This window comes from Prauserella endophytica (assembly GCF_005146945.1).
GTDB classification, from domain to species: Bacteria; Actinomycetota; Actinomycetes; order Mycobacteriales; family Pseudonocardiaceae; genus Prauserella_A; species Prauserella_A endophytica.
Window position 1 is genome coordinate 220,539 of record NZ_SWMS01000002.1, and the last position, 26,378, is coordinate 246,916.

At 74.2% G+C, this 26,378-nt stretch carries 1 protein-coding gene; it reads left to right on the forward strand.

Annotated features, from left to right (window positions below):
- On the forward strand, positions 1-26,373 hold the full coding sequence (locus tag FCN18_RS05020; protein WP_137093536.1) for a WXG100-like domain-containing protein: 26,373 nt from the start codon (positions 1-3) through the stop codon (positions 26,371-26,373).
- The last annotated feature ends 5 nt before the right edge of the window (positions 26,374-26,378 follow it).

Here is a 26,378-nt window from a genome sequence, read left to right on the forward strand (position 1 = left end):
ATGGCATGGAGCGACGACGCGGTATGGGCGGCACAGGACTTCTTTCGTGAGGTCGACGGCTACATCGAGGAGTTCAACAACTGGTTCGCGGAGAACGCGCACCTGCTCGGAACCTACGGTGCGGTGGGGGCCGAGGCGCTCGGGGTGGGCTTCCCCATCCCGGTCAACGCCTCGACCCTGTTCGACCTCATTCTCGGCGAGTACCCGAGGGGCGACGAGGACAACCTGCGGCAGCTCTACGAGGCCTGGGCGGCCGAGGCGGAGGCCACGCACGAGCTGATGGAGAGTGCGGGCGCCATCACCTCGGGCATCCAGCTCACGTGGGAGGGCACCGGCGCGCCCGTCGCGCTGGCCATGCGGATGTCCGAGTTTTCCAGGGCGGCCTTCGACCTGCTCGCGACGCAGCGCGAGCTGTCTCAGGGCGTCCAGGAGTTCTACCACCAGGTCGTGCTGGCCAAGGGGATGTTCCTGGTCAACGTGATCATCATGATGGTCGAGGTGATCGTTCTCGTCGTCGGCGCGATCCCGTCGTTCGGCGCCACCCTGGCAGCGATCGGTCCCGCGATCACCGCCAGCAGCGTGGGCATCCGGGTGGCGATGAAGGCGGTGCTGGAGGCGTTGCGCCAGGTGGGGTTCAAGGTCGCGCTGTCGCAGCTGCGGACGACCTTGCCGACCGCGGCGCGCCTTGGCCTGACCGCCGGCCGCAACGCCGCGGCACAGCGGGCCGCGCAGCACGCCGGCCTCACCGCCGCGGGTCTCGGGGCCGGTGCGGCGGCGCGGGACGGCGCCACCGGGCTGGCCGGGTGGGCGCAGCGCGCGCTGTCCGGGCCGGGCTCGCGCATCTGGGCGCTCGACGCTCAGCGGGCGCTGCGCAGGGAGGTCATCAGGGAGGGGGCCCAGCGCAGCGTGGTGCGGGAACTGCGGGGAGCGGCGGTCCGGCGGGAGCTGGCCCGGCAGTTCGCCGTCAACGCCGGCGCGCGGGGCGGCGCGACCCAGGTGCTGTCGCCCGCTGTGCGGTCCCTTGTGGACGACGCGGTCGAGCGGGCCGTGCGCAACGGGGTGAACCCCGCCGCGCTGCTCGGCCGCCGCGTTGCCGGGTACGCGCTCTTCAGCGGTGCCATCGCGGCGGGAGGGGACGTCGCCGCCCAGAGCGGTCTGCCGGTGGGACTGTGGGGCATCGACGGGTACGAGTACCGCCCGGGCTCCACGTTCGTCGCGGGCGTCGGTGGCGCGCTGAGCGCGGCGCCCATGGGCCTGGCCAGCCGGACCGGTGGGTACATGGCGACCGGCGCGCTCGGCGGTGTCCTCGGCGACGCGAGTACGAAGGCCCTCACCGCCGCATTGGACCCCGCACAGGACTACCAGCAGTCCGTGCGCTCGACCCGCGCCGACCCGAACGCGGAGTGGACCTGGAAGGACGCGGCGAAGGCTGCGCTCGGCGGCGCGATCGGGGGCGCCTGGGAGCGGGTGATCGAGACGCACGGTGAGCTCTCCACCGTGCGGCTCAACTTCGAGGAGCGTGCCTATCTCGGTTGGCGCCCGCCCGCCGACCCGCTCACCGTCATCGGGGAGACCGACGTGGCGGGGCACGCCGCCGCCGTGGAGGCGGCCGCCGCTGCCCACGCCGCCGCGACCGCGGCTGCCCCGGCTGCCCAGGCCCCGGCAGGCTCGGCGGCGCCCGCCCCGGCGGCCGGGGGCTCGACGACCGGCGGGGCCGAGACCGCCACGGGGAAACCCGGCGGCACCGCGAAACCCGGCGGCGCGCCGGCCGGAGGCAGGGGCCAGCTGACCTCACCGGCGTCCCGGCCCACCGCGGACACGGCCGTCGAGCGGCAACCGGAGGGCGCGGTGCTCGGCGAGCAGCGCGCGACGACTCCGGCCGAGCCGGCGGAGCCCGCTGACGGACCCGCGCGGGCGGCGGAGGACGGCGGTGGGGAGCGGCCCGCGCAGCGGGACGAGCCCGCGCCCGGGGAGCCAGTTCCGGACAGAGAGGGCACACCCATTGACCCTGGTGGCGACGCGTCCGTCACGGAGCCGGCCACGGCCGGGGAAGGGACGCCGCCCGATGCGGCGCCCCGGGACACCGCACCTCCCGAGGAACCCGTCCGGGGATCTCCCGAGGGACCCGTCCGTGGGCACACCCCGGACGAGCTCCGGACGGGAGAGCAGATCCGCCTGGAGGCCGCGGAGCCCTCCGAGCACGTCGAGCGGGACGCCACGTCGGCCAGGCGCGTGCTGGCGGCACAGCTCAGCGGGCTAACCGAGGGCGGGTTCGCCACGGTGGACCGTGGCAGCGGCACCGTCACCTTCGATTTCGGAGCCGGGGCCCGCACCACGGTCGAGTTCTCGGTCGACACGTCCGCGGACAACGGGCTGGCACGCGGCGAGGCCATGGTGCACGCGGGCGATTTCGCCCGGCACGGTGGTGAGTGGACCCAGGTGCGGCCTGCCGGCGTGGTGCTCTCCGCCTACCCCGACGTCACCGGCGGCGTGCTCGACCAGGTGCTCACTCACCTCGCCGAAAGCACCCCGGGGGTGGTCCCCGAGGCCGTCGACGGCGATCCCGTCGGGCAGCCAGGGGAGGCCGCAACCGCGGCGGAGCGGGTCGCGGACCTGCTGGAGTCGCTCACCCCCGAGCGGGACGGCGTGCGGGTCGAGCCGGCCGACGGCTCGGTCCGCCTGCACTTCCCCGACGCGGTGGTGGATGCCGCCGTCGCCGTGCAGGACGCACTGGCCCCGGGAACGGGCCGCGCGCACCCGCCGCGCACCCGCGTGCTCGACGGGGCCACGCGGCAGAGCGAGCTGGCCGTGGTCGAGGTGTCGTCAACTGGAACGGAGGAGGCGCTGCGCGCGGCGCTGACCGACCTGCGCGAGTCGGTCGCCGGGAAGGGCGACCTCGCCGACGGTGCGGTCCGCCTCGCCCACGACCCTGGCGCGCGGCACCTCGTCGAGACCGTGCGCGCGGCCGTCTCCGACGCGCTCGTGCTGCCCGATGGCGACGGGTACGTGGTGCGGCTGCCGGACGACGGCACCTTCGCCGAGGACGCCCAGGCACTGGCGGACGGGCTGGTGGAGCGCGGCTACCGCGCCGGGGAACCGCTGCCGGCGGACTGGACCGGCGACGGTCCCGGCCGCTCCACGACGTGGCGGCGTCCCGAGCCGGGCAACGACTTCACCCTCCGGCTGGAAACCCCCGGGTCACGCACGCCACCGCCGGGGACGGACGCGCGGACGGAGATCGCCAGGCAGCGGTGGCTGCACGAGCGACGGTCCACTGAGGACTTCGGTCCCCGGCGTGGAAGGGGCCCGCTCGGCGACAACCCCGGCGTCGAGTTCTACACCGGGCACCCGGCGCGGCCGGACCAGCCGCCCGCGCCGCGGGAGATGCCGGAGGAGGAGGCGCACGAGGCGCTGCTCTCGGTGCTCAACGGCGCCGACCGCGACGCGGCCGACGAGCTGTACGCGCGCTACTACAAGAAGCCCAACCAGAACCCACCGCACATCATCCAGCGGCGTGGCGGACGGCCGGCCTACCTCGGCCACGAGGTGCCGATGATCGAGCGCGGCTCCGACGGCCTCTACCGCGTCAAGGGCACCGACGTCCCGGCGATCCCCGCCGAGTACCTCGGCGGCCCCGTGTACGGCGACCGCGCCTCGTTCCCGGCGAACGGTGTCGTGGCCGAGGGCACGCACTTCGGGATCGAGGACGCCGACTGGCTCGCCGCCAACCGCCCCCGCATCCAGGACGCCGTCGCCGACGCGGCCGCGCTCTCGTCGGGCAAGCGACGGCCCGCGCGGCGGCCGTTCGGCAACGCCCACCAGGACGAGCACGACCGCGGCGGGTTCAACCGGGTCCGGCGCGACATCGGCGAGCAGCTCGGCAACGTCGCCGGCGCACACGCGATGCACCTCGCTCGGCAGGAGCTGCCGGTGGGGCACACCCTGGTGCCCGTGCCGGTCCCGCTCGCCGGGGCCGGCCGGTTCGACAGCGTGTACGAGGAGCGCGACGCCGACGGCAACGCGGTCGGCTACCGGGTCGTCGAGGTGAAGGGACCGACGGCGAGCCTGGGCGCCCGCGACGGCCTCGGCGCCGATCCGAACCGGTACGAGCAGGGGCATCCCCGGTACGTGCAGTCCGTGCTCGTGGCGATGCTGCGACGTGGTGGGGCGGAGGCGGCGCTGGCGATCCGGCTACACCAGGCGTGGCAGGACGGCACACTGTCCTATCTGTACGTGCAGGCGAAGGTCCAGAACGCCGCACAGAGCCCGACGTACGCGCCTGAACGTTCGGGTGCGGGCGGTTATGTCACCCATTCCCCGCGCTACGAGGGGTTCGTTCGCAAGCTTTTCGACCTCGGCGACGCGCCGCCGCACCTGCCGGCTCCGGACGGTCGCGGCACCGACGGCGACGCGCACGCCCTGCACTTCGCCGACACGGTCAGGCAGGTGGCGGGTGACGCGATCGTGCTCCCGGAGGGAGACGGGTACGCCGTCGGGCTGCCGGATCACGCGACGTACGCGCGCGACGCGCAGGCGGTGCTGGACCTGCTGGCGCGGCGCGGGTACGGCTCGGTCGGCACGATCCGCGACGGGTGGGCCGACGGCGATCCGGGACTGACGACGCGGTGGCGGCACGTCGGTCTGGGCAGGGAGACGTTCCCGCTGCGGCTGGAGACCGCGGAGTCCCTGCTCGCCCGCCACGGCGCCGCCGAGTCTACTGTGGACAAGCTGCCGCCACCGGAGGGTGCCGGTGCGGTGCGGTTGCCGTCGCGGACCGATGTCGAGACCGACATCGCGCTGCAACGGCACCGCCGGGAACGGTTCTCTCCCGGCGACGACAGCCATGGTTCCCGGCCGGGCAGGGGCCCGCTCGGCCACGCCGGTGTGGAGTTCCACACCGGCCACGAGCCGGAGAGCACACCCGGCCCGCCGGCTCCCCCGGAACCGGCGCCGCCCACGGCCGAGGAGGTGGCCGCCCGCCCACCCGGGCTGGTGCTGCTGACCGGCCTTCCCCGAGGGCCGCTGCCTGGAATGGCCGAGCTCGCCGCCGAGCTCGCCGGACTGGGAGTCGACGGTGCCACGGCGGAGAGCCTGAACCGCACGCTGCTGGCGCGGTTCGACCGCCTCGTGGGGCCGGACGGTGCGGTCGCCGCGTTCGGCGGCAGGGACGTCCGGGTCCGCGCCGTGCCGGAGGGCCGTCCGCGGATCGTCCCGACCGAGACCGACGTCGTCGAGCTGGCCCAGAAGCGCATCGTGCAGAGCGGCGCCGGGGTGGGGCGGGATCGCCAGCGCGGCAGGCAGGTGCAGTTCAAGGCCGACGTGGCCCGCCTGGTCGACCCCGTCTCGCGCCTGCTGATCCCGGTCACGGCCGGGTTCACGGCACAGGGAGGGCAGTCGGAGATCCGGACGGCGACCGGACGCTTCGCCGCAGCGGCGGGCAGCTCCGTCGACTACAACCAGTTCCACCACGACTCGGCCACGCTCGTCGGCGTCGCGGTGAAGTGGGAGGTATCGGTCCGGGACGACACCGGTTCATGGGGATCACCCAGGCGCGTGCCGCCCACCGGGGATGCCGCGGAGATCACCGTGTGGTCCGGCAACGGCTTCCTGCGCCCGCCGCCGGAGGCGGTGGCCAGCAGCCCCGCCGACCGGCAGGACCCGCGGGTGCCGCACTGGCACGCCTACGGCATGAGCGGGCTCGACGCCATCGCGGAGGCGGTGGTGGACGACCTGTTGCTGTCGGACGGCGAGCGGACCCCGGACAACGCCGAGTACGAGGCCGTGCGCATCGACGTGCGCGGTCTGCAGTCGCGCCTCCGGAAGGCGGCCGCCGAGGGAGACAGACTGGAGCTCCCGGTCCGCACCAATGGCAGGCTCAGTCACGTCGTCGAGATCGATGTCGAGATCCGCAAGGACACCGCGGAACTCCTGACCGCGCCGATGCGCGACCCCTACCTGAGCTTCGACAGCCGGTCCGGCTCCGGCTACGGCGGGGCGACGGCCGTCGCCGACAACGGCACGCTCGGCCTCGGCGCCGGGCCGCGGCTGACCCCGGCGCTCGAGGCCAGTGCCACGGCGTACGGCACCCGCAGCAGCCTGCACCGGTACGGGGTGGACAGGGACACGCTGCAGATGCGCGACCTGCGCTTCACCGGCAACACCATCGTCCACAAGGTGTCGTACCGTGCCTCGGTCATCGTGCGCCCGATCGAGGAGTCGGCGCGTACGCAGCCGAAGCGCTTCGACGGGGAGGTCTACCTCCGGATGCCGGAGGAGCAGGCCGCGCACTGGGGTCTGCCGGTGCCCGAGGAGGCGTTCCTGGTCGACGCCGCCGGCAACCGGCTGACCGAGCAGGTCGAGACTCGCGACGGCCCTGTGCTCGTCGAGCGGGTCCGCAACCTCCGCACCCCGCCGACCGAGGCGGACGGCGAGGTGCGTTTCCCGTCCTACATCCGGGACGGTGTGGGCCCCGCGCACGTGCTGCCCGGCACACTCGACGGCGAGGGCATCCGGTCGGCGGTGCTGGACTGGGCGGTCGACAACGGGTACGTCACCAGGCGTGACCCGCGCACCGGCGCGGTGAAGCTCGACAACAGGGGTGTCCTTGCCCATGACGGCAGCCTGGTACCGCTGGCCACCCGGAGCCCCACCGAAGCGCGGCACGAGACGAGGCTGTACATCGAGGACCAGCTGTCCGACGCCGTCATCGCCGCGCAGCTCAACGAGGCGGCGCAGACCGGGCTGCCGCTCACCCTGTGGAAGCGGGACCGGACCGCGGTAACCGGATGGCGCAGCGTCACACTGAACGTGCGCGCCAAAGTGGACACGGCGAACGCGGTGTACCGCGGAACGAGCGACGAGTACCACCTGATCAACCTGGTCTTCGGCACGGAGGCGCTGAGCCGGTCGAGCTCGTTCACGGGCGGCGGCCGCGGTGAGGTCGGCGCCAGCGGACTGCTGCGCTTGCTGGCGCTCGCCCCGGCGGCCGGAGCCAGCGGCACGGTGGAGCCCGGGGTGACGGCGCGCCGCAGCGGCAGCAGGGTCGCGTCGATGAACGACCGGGGCACCGACGCCGCGTTCAGCGTGCCGGTGTCCTACGAGATCACCGTGCGGGACGGCGAGCGGGAAACGCTCCTCGGGGCGGTGGACGGCCAGCGGGTCGACGTGCTCCTGCACCGGGCGTTCACCGCCGGCGAGTCGGTCCGCTCCGCGACTCCCACCTCGACCGAGGTGCTAGACCGGGCGAAGCCGCTGCACGTGTCGAACGCGGCCGATGTCCAGCGCGCCATCGGCAAGGCCGCGAGGAGCCCCGAGGGAGCCGTGCCCCAGCGCCGCCGCCCGCTGCGGGACCGGCTGCGATCCCGGCCGGGCTCGCTTCTCGCCGGAGCGTTGCTGCCCGTCGTCAGCGAGCGCGCGATCCGCCAGTTCGGCGACTACGGCGACCTGCTCTCCCACCTGCCGAGGATCTTCGGCGCCGGCTACGGCACGACCGCGCCGTTCCTGACGGGCAGGCGGAGGATCACGCTCCGCGGGGAGCTGGAGGGCTCGACGTGGGTCGGCAAGGCCGACTGGGTGGCGTCGGGCACCGCCGTGCTGTCGGAGACGTTGCTCGGTGCCACCCACGACATCGGGGCCGGGGTCAGCGTCAGCCTGGCCTCCACGGCGGACAAACTCGGCGGATCGCCGGGGACGGGCGAGTCCGGCCTGGTCGGTAGAGGGTCGTCGACCGCGGGCGCCACGGGAGCGACGTCGGAGACCGGCCGGGTGGTCCTCACGAACGACGTCTACCTCTTCACGGCCGAGGGAACCGTCACCGTCACCCCGGGGGAGCCGGGCGACACCACGCCGCTGTCGGTGGTGTACGCGCTGGCGAAGGTCGACGCGCTGGAGCTCTACGGCGACGGCCGCGTCCCGCTGCCCGCGAGCGAGGTGGCGGACGTGCTCCGCGCCTGGAGCGGTGGCGAGCAGCAGCTCGACCGCGCCGTCGTGGCGAAGGCCGCGCTCCGGCTGGTCACCGAGCATCGCGACGAGGTGGCGGCGCAGCACCTCTGGCCGGTGCTCACCGACATCGCACGCGCCTATCCCGGGGCAGATCCGCGCCTGCTGCCAGACGAGCGCACCGCGCAAGCCCAGGACCCCGTCGTCACGGCACTCGAGTACCGGGTGGTGCTGGAACGGCTCGTCACCGAACATCCGGAACCGCCAGAGGAGATCGGCGAGGCGGCTCCGCCTCCACAGCTGACGAGGCCGGGGGAGAAGGGACTCGGGGCGAACGCGGGAGTCCGGCTCACGCACGACACCGACCCCGTCGACGTCCTGTGGAACCTGGTCGACCGGGTGATGCCCGGCCTGCTCGACCGTCAGCCGAGGGTGCTCGACGCGCTCGAGACACACGTGTCGGCCCTCGGCTCCGCCGCCGCGATAGACACGATGCTCTCGACCGGGCTCGAGCTGAGGCTGCCGGTGCGGACCAGGCTGTGGACGCAGAACCTCGTGGTCCGGTTGACGGCCGAGCTCGGCACGCCAGAGGTGACGGGACGGCAGGAGAGGGTCGGCCAGGAACGGTTCCTGCACGCGACCAGGTCCGGCCAGGGCGGGCACCGCCGAGAAGGCGGCTTCGACCTCCCCGCCCGCGGCAAGGACGAGACCGGGCCCGGCGACGAGATCGGCGTCGATCCCACCGGCGGTCCACTCGCCGGCCGCCAGCACGCCGACCAGGCGGTCACCTCCGCTCAGGAGCACACACTCGCCGGTGAGTTCGACTGGGTCGCCGTGAACCGGCTCCGGGCCAGGCTCGACATCACAGCCGGGGTCTGGGCGGAACCCCTGTACGGCGCGGGGCTCAGCGGGCCGGTCGGTGCGGCGAAGCAGCTCCTCACCCAGCCGGGACGGCTGCTGGGCCGGGGAGAATCCGCCTCGCGGTTCGAGGCCACGGTCCGGGGTGAGCTGACACTCGAGTACCCGGCGCGTTCGGTCGCCGACGGGGTTCCCGCCGAGCCCGGTCCCCTCGACTTCCGCCGCCTGCGCCCCGGAGCGCTCGCCGACCAGGACGTGCGGGCGATCTTCGTCGAGCGAGAGCGGCTCGTCGAGCAGGCGCTGCACCTGCTCTCCGCGCCCGACGTGCTCGGCCACCGGGTGCACCAGTACCGCGACCGCATCAGCGACGCACTGGGGCCCGCGGTGCTGCAGGCCTACTTCGCCACGCTGAACGGCGGCGGCGAGGCCACGACGATGCTGCTCGACTCGATCCCGGGTGGCACGCTCACCGTGAGCCTGCGGACACGGCTGTTCGACGTGCGGGTGGAGCGCTGGGAGGACGGTGACGATCCCGAGGCGGACCGCGGATTCAGCGCGCAGACCCGCGTGGTCGAGGCGACTGGCCGCACGATGGGCGCGCGCTCGGCGCTGACCGGTCTCGTCGGCGGAGACGCCGAGTCGCCGTACGAGCTGGATGGCGCGGCCCCCGGGCTCCGGGGTGAGGCCGACCCCGCGGGGACGGTCAGGGGCAGCGTGTCGGGCGGGCAGCAGAACACGTTCACCCGTGGCACCCGCGTCGACCACCACATGATGACCCGCATGGGGTCGGCGCTCTGGTCGGGACGGGCTGAGCACGCGCTCACGGTGACCTGGAAGCCCCGGCTGCGTCCGCCGGAGACCCGCCGGGCGGAGGTGGTCGGCGGTGTCTACTTCAAGACCCCGTCCGCGCGCGTGCCGGACATCCTCGAGCAGCGGGTGCGGCTGCCCCGGTCTCCCGAGGAACGGGCGGTGCTCGCCGATCCCCTCGCCGACCAGGGCGCGGCGCCGAGAGCGTTGCGCCGCACCGTGCGGAACGCGCCAAGGTTCGACATCGCCGACCTCCTCCGGCAGGCTTCCCAGCGGGAGGACTTCTCGGCCGACCGTCCTTATGCGACGGTCGCCGACCTGGTGCGGGACGTCGTCGGAGAACACCCGCTCGCGGTGTTCACCGGCGATCGGGGCCGCGCCGAGCTCGCCACCGTCGGCGAGCTCTTGCTGCGCGCCGACGACGCGCTGGACACGCTCCGCGACGCGACGGCGCCGGAGTTCCGCCCCGGGGAGCTGGAGCAGGCGCGATCCCTGGTCGGTCAGCTGCGGGAGTCGCTGCTGGCGCTCCACGCGGCCCGCGACGAGCTGTCGACCGCGAGCACGCCGGAGGAACGTTCCGCCGCGGTCAGGCGGCACGACGCGGCCTCGGCGGACTGGGCGAACTGGCGGCCCCGGCTCGGCAGGCTCCATGACGCGCTCGTCCGCGCGCAGGCGGCGGTCGGTGAGCGGACCGGCACGACACTCGACGTGGTGCCCGATCTCGTCGCGCGGACGGGGTTCCTGCGCTACGACCTCGCCGACACGGTCCGCGGTGTGCTGGCCGAGCTGGGGATCACCGGCAGGTTCGACAGTGTCGAGGGCGGGCGGGAGCGCCGGCGCTGGATCGCGCGGGACGGTGTGCCGTTCTCCGACACGTTCCTGGGTTCCGCTGCCGTGCCGTCCCCGCCGGAGACGCCGGGCTCGCCGGTGGATCCGGGTGTGGGGCGGCCGCGGCGGCCCGGGCGGCTTGCCGCCCGCATTCCCCGGCCACCCCTGGAGCTGGAGCGACTGCGCGCCGCCTCTCCGGGACCTCCTCCGAGCGAGTCAGGCCCGCTCGTGGACGTCGCGACGATCTTTCCCGCAACACCGTCCTCCGCAGACACGGTGGAAAAGGTAGACACCGTGGACACGGCGGACGTTGCGGACGTTGCGAACGGTCCGGGGAGGGCGCCCGGGGCATCCGGGCCCGAGCCGCTGCGGCTGGACGGCCCGTTCGTGCGCTACGAGGGCCCCACCACCACCGACGCGGAGCTGCTCGACGCGACACTGGAACAGGTGCTCGCCCGGCAGCCCGTCGACGCGGAGCGGGACGGCGAGGGCTGGCGGTTCGACCTCGGCGGAGGCGCCGCGGGGCCGGTCCGGTTCCGGATCGGCCCCGGCGAGGGCGGGGTGCTCGTCACTGTCGTGGGCGACGTGGCCGAGGTCGTGCTCCCTCCCCTGCCCGAGGACCCGGCGCACCGGATGCTGCTCACGAGCATGGCGGTGCGGTCGGTGTCGGCCAAGGCGCTGCCGGACGCGCTGCGCGAGCTCGCCGCCGGGCGGCTCGGTGGCGGCGCGCGGGAGGACGAGGACGACCTGCCGTTCCAGCGGGCGCTGCGTGACCTGGCCGGAATCGACCTCGACCGGCTGCTGGCCGCCGAGGTCGACCTGCGCGCGTTGCACGCTCGCTTCGGTTCTGACCTGCGGCTCGCCGCCGAGCTGGCGGCCAAGCGCGGCACGGCGAAGGTCCTGGATCTGCCCGCCGACGTGAAGCTCGAAGCCGAGCGGGACCGGGACGGCGAGGAGCGGGAGCCGTCCGTTGTGGACCTCCCGGCCGTGGCGGGGCTCTTCGGCTTCGACCCGGCCGACGCGGAGGACGTCAGCCGGTTCACGGGCCTGCTCGCGGCGGCCCGCGTCCCGGAGGGGCTCGACCGTGGCGGGCTCGAGCGCCTTCGCGCGCTCGCCGGTGACGCCTACCTGCACGGACGCTACTCGGCGGCCTCCCGCCGTGCCCTCGCCGAGACGCACACCGACTGGCTCGGCCGGGCGTTCCAGGCGCGGGATCCCGACCTGGACCCGTTCGCCGCACTGCCCGCTCTACCCAGGGAAACAGCCGAGGAGTCCGCGGCGTCCATTGTGGAGAATCGGGTCGAGGGTGACCCCGCGCGGCAGCTCTCGCTGGTCACCGCGGTGCCGCTGGAGCCGGTGCCGTTCGCGCCCGAGCTGGCCGCCCACCTCGCCGACCGGGCGGCGGACGACGGGATCACCACGTCGTGGCTGCGGGCGCGACTGGCCGAACGGTTCTCGCGACTTGTCTCGGCCGAGGGCGAGGTGTGGTCGCTGGGCACCACGCAGCCCCGCGACTTCCGGGTCCGGCTGCGGCTCGACGAGCCCCGCCCGGTGCGCATCGAGGCCCAGCCCGACGCCTCCGCGCCACTGCGTGGCGCGCTCGACCGGCGGCCCGGCACCGCCGGCATCGCCGTGGAAACCGGGAAACCGGGGGAGCCGACCGAGGTGACGGTGGCGGTCGAGGTGTCCGAACGGGACCCCGCGACCGGCGAGTTCACCGAGTCCGTCGTCTTCACCTCCGACGGGCCCGGCACGGGCGGCACGCTGCTGCTGGCCGCGGGCGAGACTCCCGCCGAGCAAGCCGCGGAGAGCGTGCGCCGGGACGAGGCGGCCGGACACCCGCTGCCCCATCTGCGGGTGCTCGATCTCGGCGGACGCGAGGAGTTCGCCGAGGCGCTGCGCCGCCTGCTCAGCGAGTCCGGGTACTCGCTCGACGCCGAGGTCCGCAGGCGGGTCACCGCCTACGCCGGCAGGCTGGAGGAGGTGCTGCCCAGCGCCGCGGCGGGAGCCGAGGGGCACGTGTTCACCGGTCGCGCCGAGGTCGGCGGCCGGTTCGTCGTGCGGCACACGGCGACCGTCCGGCGAGGCGACGTCACCATGGTGGGCGGGCCGAGCGCCGGCGTACGGACCGACCGGGTGGATCTCGACGACGGCGGCCGGGTGACCGTCGAGGCACGCACCGGGCCAACGCAGGTGCACCAATGGGGCGATTCCTCCGGGACGCCCGGCGTCGTGCACGAGCTGACCCTCTTCACCGAGACCGGCGTGGAGCTGGACAGCGTCAAGGTGGGCGGCACGCTCCTCACGCGCATGGCCGAGGCCGACGCCTACCGCTACGGGCTGCCCGTCGCCGCCGACGCCGTGGCCGACGGCCGCCTCGTACGCGGTGTCCCGGTCGCCGACCCGGCCGAGCCCGCGCCGTCCTATCCCGCCGACCATCTCACGAGGGCCGCGGAGAACGACGTCCCCGTCATCGCGCGGGAGCTGCGTACCGGGCGTCCCCTCGGCTCCACCGCGCACGACGACGGTGCCGGGCCACTGCGGGAACTGGTGCACGGCGTACTGGCCCGGCACGGGGTCGTGCCCAGCGCGGGCTACGTACCGGACGGCGACCCGGCGGCGGGGGACAACGCCCCGGTCAGCCGCAACCGGCGCGTGCGCGCGCGGCAGCTCGACACGATGCTCCGCGTCGACGCGTCGCTGAGCCAGGCCGGGCTGGAGGCCGCCTACCAGCGGCTCGCCACCGAGGGCCTGCGCCTGCGGCTCGACCGGCCGAGGCCATGGCCACGCCGGACAGAGCAGGTGAAGCTCGTGGTCCGGCTCGACCAGGATCCGGGGGCGGCGGAGTTTCTCGGCTACCTCGACCATGCCGCGGGGCAGCTCGCGCGCGGGGAGGACGGCGTGCGTGCCACCGGCTACCGCGGCCGGACCGCGGTGTTCCGGGTGCCGCACACCGTCCGCGTCGAGCTGCTGGACCACGACGGCCAGACCGTGGGCGGCAGCCTCGTCACCCGGCCCGGCAGCGCCGAGGTGTACGTCCCGGCCGACGCCGCGCTGCGCACGGTTCCCGCCGAGCTGGAGCCCTACCGGGCGGCGCTCGAGCCCGCGAGCCCCGCGCCCGCGTCCGCGCCGAGGACGCAGTCCCTCGGCGACGCGCGCCTCACTCCCTGGGACCCGGCTACCGCGGCCGGGCTCACCGGCTACGACGAGCGGGACGTGCGGGTGCTGCTCGCGGCACGGGACCGCAACGCGCCCCGGCTCGACCTGGCCGACCTGCTGCGGCACGACGATCCGGCCGGCGCCGCCGTCCGTGCCGTGCCGGGCGGGCTGCCACCGGGCTCGCTGCTGCGGCTGTCGCTCGACGAGACCGCGGCGGCCATCGCGGCGCACGACGAGGCGGCCCGATGGGCCGGCCGCGTCACCGCCGACGTCCGCCGCGCGCTCCCAGTCGATCCTCAGTCCGGGGCGGCGCGGCGCTCCGTGGTGTCGGCGCTGACCCACCTGCGGCGCGCGGAGACCGCCGCGGCGCTACTGCGTGAGCGTGGCCAGGCGCTGCTGCGCGCCCGCGCGGAGGGCGATCCGGCCGAGGCGCACCGGGAGTGGGTGGCGGCGGCCGCCGGTACGGAGCGGATGCTCGCCGACGCCGAGGCGGCGCGGCGGCTGGTCCTCGGCCCCGCGTCGACGGTGCGGCCACCACCCGGCGTGCCTCCGGATCCGGTGCGGGCCGCCCACGATCTCGCCACCGCGCTCGACGCCGAGATCGCACTGGAGGTCACCGCGCTCGACGGTACGCGGCACCGGTACCGGGTCACCCCCGACGGCGCCGTGCCCGGCGAGAGCGGCCAGGAACCCGGCCGCCCGGCCGCGCCCCAGATCGTCCCGCCTGCCGACGACGCCTGGCCCGCCGAGCGTGCGGCGCTGCACGAGGCGTTGCGTGCCGCGGAGTTCTCAGCGGCCGAGCTCGCCCGCGTGCTGGCGCACGACGTCGACCTGCGCGCGCTGCACAGGCAGGCGGTGGCCGAGGGGCGGGAGTTCGGCCCCGTCCTGCGGGCCGCGCTGGCCGGTGCTCCCTCCGGGCCGGCGCCGCGCACCGAGCCCGCGCTCGCCACGCTGTTCGGTTTCCACTCCACCGAGCACGAGCTGGCCGCGTTCCGCGACGTGCTGCGGCGGGCCGGGGTCGGGCTGCCGGTCGACGGCCGCGACGCCCTGCTGCTGCGCGGCCTCGCCGGGGAGCTGGCGCTGCGGCACGGGGCCTTCACCGCGGCCGAGCGACGCGCGATCGTCGAACGGGACTGGCTCTCCGGCGCGGTCGCCACCCGGCCCGCCCGGATACCGCCGCTGGAGGTGCTGGATCCGCCTGCGCCGGCCTCGGCCCGCACCACCGCCGCGCAGACGCGGTTCGACGAGACCGTGCGGCTCGTCGCCGACCGCTACTACCACGGTCTGCCCCTTGGCCAGACCCACCGCGGTGCCGATCCGCTCGGCCCGCTCATGGACCAGCTGGCCGCCGCGATCGAACGCTGGGGCGTTTCCTACGGTGCCTGGGTCGCGACCCAGGCACCGGGCTCGCGGTTCACCGGCGACCTCACCGCCGAGGACTTCCCGCGCGTGGTGGGCGATCCCAACGCGCTCACGGCCGCGCAGCTCCGGTATCTGGACCGGATCGGCGCGCGTACGGAGTGGACCGAGTTCGGGGCGGAAGCGACGTTCCAGGCGCTGTACCGCGCATTGCCCGCCGCGGACCGCGCCCGGCTCGCCGAGCTGCACGGGGTGGCGTCACCCGCCGGCCTGCGGGACGGCCTGATCGCCGCGCTGGAGGCCGAGCTGGATCTGCCGGTCGACAGCAGGCCACTGTGGTCGTCCGCCCCGGAGCTGGTGACCGACGGCGACCAGGCCGCCGCGCTCGACGCCCTGCGCACCGGATCGTCCGCTGTGGACGGTCTCTTCGAGGGCAGGCTGCCTGCCCTGCTCGCCGAGCGCTACGGGCTCGCGATCACCGAGGTCGACGCCGCCGGCCTCGCCACCGAGCACCGGCCGCTGGTGCGGCACGGCTCCGCCACCTTGCTGCGCGCGGCTGGCCAGCACATGCCAGTGTTCGATCCGGACGACGACCCCGGTGCCGTTTCCGCGCAGCGGGCCGAGCCGCCGGCGCAGCCGGAGTCTCCGGCGGGCGCGGCCCCGGCCGCTCCCGCCGTGGTGGTGCCCGGGGAGCGCGTGGCGCTGCCGACCCTGCCGGTCAGGGCGGGTTCAACGGTCCCAGAGGGTTTGGCCGACACGGTCGCCACCCTGCTCGACCGCTCCGAGGTCGCGGCCGAACCCGCGGGTGAGAACCGCTGGCGGCTGCGCTGGCCGGATGGGCTGGAAGTGGAGCTGCAGGTGCGCGCGGATCCGGATGCCACCGAGGCGTCGCTGGTGCTGCCCGGCCTGCGGATGACGCTCGACGGCGGCCGGCCCGACGGCCCCGCCACGATCGTGCTGCCGCCGCTGCCGGACGCCGGGCCCGGGCTCGTGCCGCTGCTGGGCGTTCCGCTGCGGGCCGCGCTGGCTGAGCTGCCCGGCCGGGTGCGGGACCTGCACGCCGCCGCACCGGCGGCCGAGTCAACACCCGAGCCCGCCGAGCCACCGGGGGCAGCCCCGCAGGCGTCGGCGGCCGCGCGTGCCGCGGAGCTGCTGGCCGCCGACGAACGTGCCGACGAGGAGCTGGCGGCACTCACCGAGTCGCTGCTGTGGGCGCGGCAGGATGCCGATCCGGCAGCGCTCGCCGAGCGGGCCGAGGTGCTGGCCGCCGAGTTCGCCGAGCTGGCCGACCGGCACGCCGAGCCGGAGTCCGGTACCGGACTGGCCAGAGCCGAGCTGCGGCTCGCCGAGAGTTACCGTCAGCACGTGCCCGTGCTGTCCGGCCTCGCCGACACCCTGCGATACCGGAGCCTGGTGTCCGAAGAGGATGGAGCGGATGGCCTGTACCTCGCCGCGACGCTGGACGCCGAGCTCGCCCGGACCGCGGGCGAGTTGCTGCGCGGCCGGGCGCATGCCGGCCGGGTGCTCGAGCGATACCTCGAGCTGGCCGACCCCGCGCGCACGACGCGGGTCGAGTCCGAGGACGAGCGCCCGAGCGCGTTCACGGGCGACCCCCGCCCGCCAAGGCGGATGCGGCTGAGCAAGGGCGACCTGGCGCTGCTCGACCGCATGCTCACGCTCCTCACTCGGCACGAGGAGCTGGTCACCGGGCTGCGGGAGCAGGGCCATGCCGGTTCCCGCGCCGACGAGTTCGCGGTGGCCGAGCCCGAGCTCGACGAGCTGCGCCACGTCGAGGAGCTGCTGCGGCGGCTGATCAACGGCGACGACGCGGGCAGGGACAACGGGGCGGGCCTCAGCGAGGCGGTGCACGGCAGTGACCGCCGCCGGAAGTGGCTGCCGAAGGCCGTGCGGCACCCGCGTCTCGAAGGGCGGCTGACCGAGCACGGGCTGGCGATCGTCGACCATTTCCGGCAGGTCGACGAGCACCCGGCGCCGGGCCTTGCCAGGGCCCGGTGGCTGTTCAAGCACAAGGTGTCGCGCATGGCGCTTCTGCTCAAGCACAACCACTACGCCGATCCGCTCGAACAGGGCTCGTTGGGGGACAACATCCACCGCGTGGTCGTCTCGCCCACCATCGAGCTGCCGATCTCGGCCCGCGATCACGGTGTCGACGGCTACGAGCTGCCGGAGTATCCGCGCGGGCACAACTCGTTCCTCGTCACCTGGTGGTCGGGCACCGGGCGCGCGGCCCTGCTGCGCCCAGGCTTCACCGTGCAGCTGGAGGCCGCCGACCTGCCGGAGGGCCAGGTGCTCGGCCCGGTGGATCGGGACGAGGCCTGGGTGGAGGGCGGGCGCAGGGTGATCCTGGTCGACCGCGACGCATCGATGTCCGAAGTGGACTCCGCGCTGCGGGAGTTGCTGATCGAGGAGATCAACGAGTACGTCGCGCCGATCAACGAGATCCAGGCGTACATGCGGTTCGCCGTCTACGACCAGGGTGGCAACATCGGCGGCAACACCGCGGGCTACCTCCTCGGCTCGGCCACCGGACTCGGCGCCGACGGCGTCGGCCTGCTGTCCGCGCTGTTCGGGTTCGCCTATGGCGGGTTGACCCAGGTTCCCCTCTATTACACCGTCGGGGGCAAGCGGGCGATCGCGGCGGACGAGATGCGCAGGCTCATGGCGGCCTGGCGGGGCGGCCTCGGAGGGCCGGGGCTGCGCAGGCTGACCAGCGAGCTGCGCGCGACGGTCGAGTCCATGACACCGCTCGCCCGCCGTTACGGCGTGGAACTGCCGGAGGTGGCGCCGCCCTCCCAGGATCTCGCTGGCTCCAGCTCTGCGCAGGCGCAACTGACGGCCAGGGTCGGGGGCACGGCGCGACAGCTGGCGGATGCCCTGCGCGGCGAGGGACCCAGGCGGATTCCCTCCGACCTCCTGGCCGAGGGCGACTACCAGGAACTGCTCGACGAGCTTCGCGCGGTGTCCTGGGACGCCGACGCCGAGCGGCTGCGGGTGGAGCTGGGCACCGGCGAGAAGGTCGACATCGCGTTCGTTCCGCACAGCCGGGACTTCTCCACCCAGCGGCTCGTCGACGGCAGCTGGCGCACCCGGGAGCTGTCCTATGAGGTCATCTACTCCACGGGGCTCGCGGGCGCGAGCGACGAACTGCTGTGGCAGACCCTTTCCCGGGAACTGCTCAGCGCCCTCTACAAGGCCTCGAGGCTGTGGAAAATGCCGAGCCTGAAAGACTACATCTGGCAGAACTACGCGACCCTCCTGCTCGAAGCGCCGGCTTCGATCGCCTTCGGCCTGGCGATGAGCAGGCTGGACACGATCGCGCAGATCCTCGTCGGCAGCATCGGCAAGCGCGGCGCCGCGGTCGCCGCCGCGCTGGCGTCGACGCGCGCGTACAAGGTCATCGCGGCACTGTGGACGGACGGCCGCCGGGCGCGGCTCGGCTACGACAAGCCGGACGGGGCGCTGACCATCAACAGCCTGGCCTACACGGCACAGGGCGTGCTGGCCTCGGCCACCGAGATCGTCAGCAGGCTCCGCAGGGAGCTCGAGGCGCACGCGCCCGAGCCCGGCACACCCGCGGACCCGGAACGTGACGCGCCGGTGCCTTCCGACCGGTTCGGCCTGACAGAGCGGGCCGCCCAGCGGGTGAAGGCGACGGCCGCCGGACACGCGAACGTGAGCTCGGTGAGCGACGAGGAGACCGATGGTGACACGAGGACGGTCGTGGTCTCCCTCGTACGGCCCGGGAGACTGCCGGAGCGGCTGCGCACCGTGGAGCTGCGGATCGTCGTCGGCGCCTCGCCCACCATGCGGCAGGACTTTCCGCCTCGCGTCGTGCACTCGAAGTTCGAGCTTCCGCGGCGCACGGTGACCATGCTGGTGCCCCGGTACTCCAGCATGGGCGCACTGCGGGACGAGGTCGACCGCAAGGTCGCCGACATCCTCGACCGCGAGGTCCACCTGTGGGCGCGCACCATCGGCCAGCTCGCGGTGCGGACGGGTGTGGTCGGGATCAGCAGCGGCGGGCCCAACGCCGTGTACTCCGCGGCGACGGGTAACGACGCGTCGGCCGTTCGCGACGGTGTCGGGGTGCTGCAGTCGGCCATCGACGGGGCCGCGACCGCCCGCACGGTTCGTGCCGCGGCGACCCGCCAGGCGGAAGGCGCCCTCAAGGCCATCGGCGAGCAGACCGCGGTGCCCGCGACCATGGACGACTGGGCGGAGCTAGGCCTGCGCGAGCTGCACGGTGCGATCAATGCCGCCGCCCGGTTCGCGGAGCAGGCGCCCGCGGCGTTGCCGCCGACGCGGTCGGCCTGGTACCGGGAGACCAGGGACCTGACCGCGGCGTCGCCGCGCGAGTACGTCGACGGTTTCCTGGAGCTCGCCGCGACCGGTGCGCTGGCCGACGGCATCCCGCACCTGGCCGAGGTCAGGACGATCGGGCGCGGCGAGCTCCGGCTGTTCATCGACAAGGTCAAGCATGCCGGTGTCTACGAGCTCGGCTCCAAGGTTCGCGGCAGGCACCGTCAGGAGATGGTGGTCCGGGTGCTGCCCTGGATCCCGGGGCTGCCATCGCTGCTCCTGCCCAACGGGGCGGACACCCACGCGCTCGCCCTGGTCAGTCCCACCGATGCCGTCAATGGATACCCGCAGGTCATCGAGCAGTTGCGCAGGCTAGTGGACGTCTATCACGATGGGCCGGTCGGCGTGCCGGGCCGGGCGACGCTCGCCTTGTCCGAGGCGGGTCCCGGTGCCGCCAGCGGGATGGTCCGCCGGACGTCGGACGAGGCGATGCGGCCAGGGGCGTTCGACGTGGCGGGCGCCGCCCTGCAGCTGTCCATCTCGATCGGCGCCGCCGCGGTCGGCGTCACCGCGCAGGCCTGGCACGGCCGGGGCGAGTTCCTCTCCGGCGAGCTGTTGAGGTTCCTGATCAACTGGGATGGCGGGCCGCTGTCGCCGCTGCGCGACCAGATCGCGCTCTTCTACGCCCGCACGCTCACAGAGGTGGCCGGGGAGATCGACGCCGACACCACCAGGCTGACCGAGGCGCTCGGCCTGCGGCGCTCGCCGGACACCACGCCGTGGTCGTTCGGCGAACCGGAACCGTTGCCGCGGCCCGCCTCCCCGCCACGGCTGGACGGCGCCGACGGCAGGAATGGTCAGGGCGGAGGACCCCGCCGGCCGAAGGACGGAGGTACGGGGCCGGCGTTCGGTGACCTCGAAGGCGCCCCTCGCGGCGTCGACGACGCCGGCGCCCGGCCGTCTCTCACGAGGTTGATCCGGGACCAGGCCACGCCGCACGCGACCGGAGGCGACTGGGGCGGACGCCCTCGGCTCGTGCCCGCCGCGCGCTTGCCGGAGGAACTGCGCCGTGTCTCCGCCCGGCTGAGGTCCCTTGTGGACAGCGCGGCGGAGCAGCCCGCATTCCACCGGGCCGGTGAGCTGCACCGGCTGCTCGACGGCGTCGACCGGTACGCGACGATGCTGGCCGGACGGGCCTCGGCCCCCGTCCATGGGCTTTCCGGCAGGCGCGCACTGGCCGACGGTCTCACGTTCGTCACCGGGCTGAGCGACTACGTCAACGCCTTCGACCGGGTGCTCCGTGAGCAGGAGGTGCCCTTCGACGGCCCGCGCCTGCCCGACCCGCTGAGTCCCGCGTACCTGCGCCGGGTGACGGCCGCGCCGACGGGCCAGGGGGACACCGGCTGGACGGCGCTGTCGATCTACCGGTACTTCCGGCCACAGGCGACCGAGACCGACCTCGTGGGGGCCGGTTCGCTGTGGGACCTGATCGGTGACGACGGCTATCTGCGGACGAGTCTGGAGCAGGTGCACGCACGGGCGCAGGCGGTGCAGGCGCTGGCCGCACCGGCGGAGACGCCATGGCACGAGACGGAGCCCAGCGTCGGCGAGCTCGACCTGGCCCGCTTCGGGGGTCCCGCCGCGACCGACATCGCGGCGACGCAGGAGGCCTCCCGGCTCTGGTGGGAGGGCCTGCCGGAGAGCGACCGGGAGCGGGTCCACGCGTTTCTCGCGCGCGGCAAGGGCGCCGGGTTCGCCAGCGACCGGTACAACCGGTACCTGGCCTACCTCGCGTACTGGAACGACGACCCGCCCGTGCGCGACGCCGAGGCCGACGAGGCGGCGCTGTCGTTCGCCCGCATCGTCGACGGCGCGGGCAGGCTCCCGCGGCCGGTCACCGTCTACCGGGGGATCGCAGTGCGGGACGAGGCGTATGTCGACGTGTTGCGACCGGGTTCCGTGCTCACGCCGTGGCGCGCGGGCGCAGCCGCGGACGTCGTCAGCCGTCCCGTCGACTTCGCGTCCTACGAACTTCGCTGGGCCAAGCAGTTCGCGCTGCGGAACCCGCCCGGCGGCGAGCGCGGCACGGGTGTTCCGGTGGTGTGGCGGATCGACACCCGCCGGGGAGTCTCGCTGACCGCGGTCCGGTCCGACAGCGCGGAGCTGCGGGAGCACCTGCTGGCCCCCGACGAGCCGTTGGTCGTGCGGGACGTGCGCAGGACGACGATCGCCGGGCGCGCGGGGTTCGTCGTGCACGCCGTGGGGGAGAGCACGTGGGCAGAAGCCCGGGACGCAACCGGGACGCCCGTCCGCGAGAGTGCGTCCACAAGGTCGGCGGCGTCCACGAGGCCGACGGCGTCCACCGAGCAGGCCGTCCTCCCGGAGACGGGCCTCGTGCGCTCCGCCGAACGGGACCCGGCCGAGCGATGGGACAACGGCTTCGGCACGCATCGGATCACCACGGCCGACGTCAGCAACGCCGTCCGGGAGGTCCTGTGGCTCGTTGAACGCGGGCCCCACCGCGATGATCTCCGGGTCCGGCACGCCGGACCAAGGCACTACGTCGTCGACATCCGGGGGTCCCGCGTCGGCCGGGTCCGCTTCGATCGGATCAGGGTGTCGTTCGTTCCCGCGAACGCGTTGCCGGACAACGAGCCGTCGGCGGGCTCGCTGGACCCCTCGGACCGGGACACCCTCGTGGTCGAGATCGCGGCAGGGCTGGAGCGCCGGCGGCTGGGACTCGCGCTGGCGCACGGTATCGCCGGCGCGGGCTTCGGCGCGACGAGCTTGTTGTCCGGACTGTCGCGCAACGCTCCCGCTGTCGAGGGCAGGATGGCGCAGCTGGAGTTGATCGCACGCGAGCTCGCCCGCCTGGCTCCGACGGATTCGGGCACGGCACTGCGGGCGGAAGCCGACACCTTGTTCCGGGAGATGCGGGCCGGGAACCCTGCTCTCACGCGGGCGCTGCGGGCCAGGGTCCAGTCCACGGGCGGGAATGTGCGCGGGATGTTCGGCTCGGCCGCCGGGAACGACTCCCCGCTGCGGGGTTTCCTGCGAGAACTGGACCTGCTGGAACAGCTGCGCCTTGCGGACGACCAGGCAACGGTTGAGCGGCTGGCCCTCGACATTCTCGCGGAGCGCGTCGCCAGGCGCCAACGGAACACCAGGCGCGGGTTCGCGCTGCCCGCGGCTGAGGCGTTCGGGCTGGTGACCGCTTTGTGGCCCGACGCGCTTCGCACGTCGGACGAGCTGACCCTTCCGGCGACCTTGGCCCTGCTGCGGACGATGCGCGGAGAACCGATGGTGGCGCCCCCGCCGGTCCTCGACGAACCAGGCAGCGACGGCACCGTGGTCGCGCGGGTCGACGCGGACCGGTTCGGCAGGGTCGAGGACGAGTTCGACGGGCTTTGGCAGTCGCTGGAGCCGGCACCGCCGGGCGGTGGCCACCGCGAGGCGGTGGCGTCCGTGCCCGAGCGGATCCGCGCCGCACTGGAACGTGCCGGAGAGCGCTCGTTCGCGGTGGTGGCACTGAGGCGCCACGGCCGGGAGCCGTACGTGGTCGGCGCCGTGCACGCCGATCGACGTCTGATGTTCGTCGACCCGGTGGCCCAGACCGCGAGTGCCGCCCTTCCGCGGCGAGAACTCGAAGCCGACGGCGAGGTGACCGGCGTCGACGTCCTGGTCGTCGGCCCCACGGGTCGCTCGGTCCCGTTGCCCGGCGCGGCCCTGAGCAACCTCAGCGCCCGACCGCCGAGCCCCGAGGCACTGGAGTCACTGCCCGCGGCCGAACGGGCTCGCTGGTGGGAGGCGCTGCGCCGGGTCCAGCGCGACGAGTCGTCGGAGGTCGACCTGGCGGAGCGCCTGCGCGCACCGGACCGGGGCGAGGCGGCGCTGCGTGCGGCGGAGACCACGTCGCTGTATCACGGCCTGCGCAATCGAGACGCCAGGTTGCAGCTGCGTGCGATGGCGGTGGCCGTCGGCGGCGATCCGGTCAGACTGGGCCAGGCGCTCGAGAGCGTTCGCGCGCTCGCCGAGCGCGATGGCGGGTCACTGGAGGCGGTGCTGGCTCGCCGGGGGCGGGCGTGGGCCGCGGCCGCCGCGGTACGCGCCGACCCGGCCGTCCCGGCGGAGACCGCCGACTACCTCCGGCCGGACCTGACGGCGACCTCCAAGGACGTCGACCTGCTCAACCAGCGACTCGAGCGCCGGGCCGCCTCCGCCATCGCGTCGCTCACCGACGAGGAACGGCAGTCTGTCGACACCGGCTACCCGGAACTGTGGCGGCAGCGAAACGCCAGGATCTACCTGCTGCCGCACGAGCGACATGCGTCCGCGGGCGTCGCCGGAGCCGACGGAGTCGACATCAACGCGGGCGCCCCGGTCATGGAGCCCGGCGGTCTGCGGCCCGTTCGTGGCGGGTTCGGCGAGTACGTCGTCGAACGTTTTCTCGCCGGACCGGGAAAGCCCGACCAGGAACCGCCGTTCGGCCTGGTTCCCACCGACGACGGCTACCACGCCGGGAACCGGGAACTGCCCTACCGCAGGGAGATCGGCGTGTTCGGCAGGATCGCGGACCTCACCGGAGCTCGTTTCCACAGCCTGTTCAAGGAGGAAGGCCGGGCGGCCGGGTACGGGAGCGCCGTGGTGGCGCGAATGCGCGTACGTGACGATCTTGCCGCCTTCCTGGCGAAGGCGGGGCACGGAGCGAGGATGCTCATCGCGCGGCTGCCGCAGGGAACCAGCCCGGCCGCCACGGACTCCGCGCTGCGCCGCGGCCGGACCGCGCCGTATGAGTTCGTCATGTGGTCCAACGACCGCGGCGTGGTGAAGGGGACCCGCATCGAGCCCGGTTCCCGCGCGCTCGCCGCCCTGCCCGACGACGCCCCGCACCCGTCGCAGCTCGTCGCGTTGGCCGTGGACGGCGACGGCGCGCCGCTCGTGCTGCCCGACCATCCGTTGAGCCCGGTGAACGCGCGACCCCCAACGCGGCATCACCACTCGTCCGCGGAGGCCGCGGCGCAGTCCGCCGGGCCGATGCTCGCGGGCGCGCTCGGCTGGCCTTTCGGCGTGCCGTCGGAGTTCGCCGGCCTGTTCGCCTCTCTGGGCGATGAGAACGCGCGCAGCCAGCTCGTGGCACTGGCCGAGCACACCGTTCGGGCCGGCGAGGCCGAGGGAGTGGCACCCGTGCGCCTGCTGGAGCGAGCGCTGCGCCTGACGGAGGCGAGAGCCGAGGCACGCGGGAGCAACCTGGAACAGGCTCTCGCCGACCAGTGGCGGGCGAACGCTCCCGTCGCACGACTGGCGGCCGCCGTGGAACCGGTCGTCACGTTCGCGCAGGCTCTGGCCCAGCCCGCAGCCCGCTCGTGGCTGCGGGCGTTGGCCGAAGCGGCGCGGGGCGATCTGGACGGATTGAGGCACGCCCTGTCCGGGGTGGAGGTGGCCGCCGAGCGGGACGGGATGGAGCCGGAGCCGTGGTTGCTCCGGCGGTGGCCGGAGACCCTGAGCGCGGAGTCCGCGAGCGCGCTGTTCACCAGTCTGGCGACCACGCCCCATCACCGGTACTTCGCGGGCGGAATCGACGAGGCGATCGCCGCCTTCCGGCACGGGACCGAGGATCTCGTCGCCCGGCTCGACGAACTCGGCCCACGCGCTCGGGCGAACCTGGTGGAGACCAGCCCGGTGACTTGGGCCCGGGCCAATTCGTTCCCGGTACTGGATCGGCAGTGGGGTACCGGTGCTGCCGGCGCGGACGGGGTGGACGTGACGATCGGCGCACCGCTGGCCGAACCGGGCGGGCTCGTTCCGGTGAGCGATCCTGACCGCACATGGGTGTACGAGCCCGAACTCTTCCTGGCGGGTCCCGGCATTCTGGATGTCCGCACCAGCCTGGCGCCCACCATGGATTTCTTCGCCGACGGCGACCTCGACCGTCCGATCGGCGTCGAGGCCGGAGTCTTCGGGCGGATGGCACAGGTGAGTGGCGTGCGTTTCCAGGCTGCGGTCACCGTCGAGACACGTCACGCCGACCCGGAAACGGGACGCTTGCTGGAGATCCACGGGTCCCTGCACCGGCTGGACAAGGAACTCGGCACGATCCTGTCGCGTTCCGGAGAAGGCGCGCGAGCCATCGTGGCGGCCGGCGACGGCGCCGATTTCGTGACCCTGCACAACCAGCGCGGCCGGATCGTGAGATCCGCGGACCTCGTGTCGCTGGCCAAGCCTCCGGATGGCCGGTGGTACGAGATCGTCGTGGGTGTAGTGGACGGTGGGGGACGGCCGATCGTGCTCGACGCGACGAACGGCACGCGGACGTACCCCGTCAGCGTGGTGAACGCGCGGCCGCCCACGGCGCGGTACCTCGAGCTGCTCGATGGCGGGGCACGGTTCGAGATCGTCCAGCAGGCGCTGTCCTTCTGGGCCGACGGAGTGCGCGGCGATCCCGGCCGGCTCACAGGTGAGTTCGACCAGGTCTTCCGGCAGTTGGACGATCCACGCGCCAGAAGCCAGCTACTGGCCCTGCGTCACTACGCCGATTCCGCCCCGGGGGACACGTCGGTCCTGCTGCGGCGGTCGCTGCGGCTCACCAGGGAACGTGCCGAGGCGCGCGGGCTCGCGCTCTCCGATGGGTTGCGCGAGCAATGGGATGCCGAGCTCGGCTCCCTGATCGGTACCGGACCGGGTGCCACCGCCCTGCGGGACGAGACGGTGCCCGGTGGGGGTGCGGATCCTGACCTCGACCCGTCGGCGGACACCCACGTCGTGACCGTGACCGACGAGATCCTCGCCCGCCTGCGCCAGACCTCACCCGTGGTGGCGGAGTTCGTCCGTGCCAGGGGACTGCGCCGGAACATGCGCACGGGCCTGGTGGACCTCTTCCCGTTCCAGCCCGGCGCGATGCGCGGCGTGAAGGTTCCCGGCGCGAGCGCGGCCGACGCCGAGCTGCGGTTCCGCGACGCGCTCGCCGGCCATCCGGACGAGCGGGCGATGCTCGGCCTGCTCGCCGACCACGTGTTCTGTCCGTCGGCGTGGACGGAGGGCCAATGGGTGCTGGTGCACCAGGAGCTGGCCGACGTGGCCACCGGCCGGTACGACGCCGACGGCTGACCCGG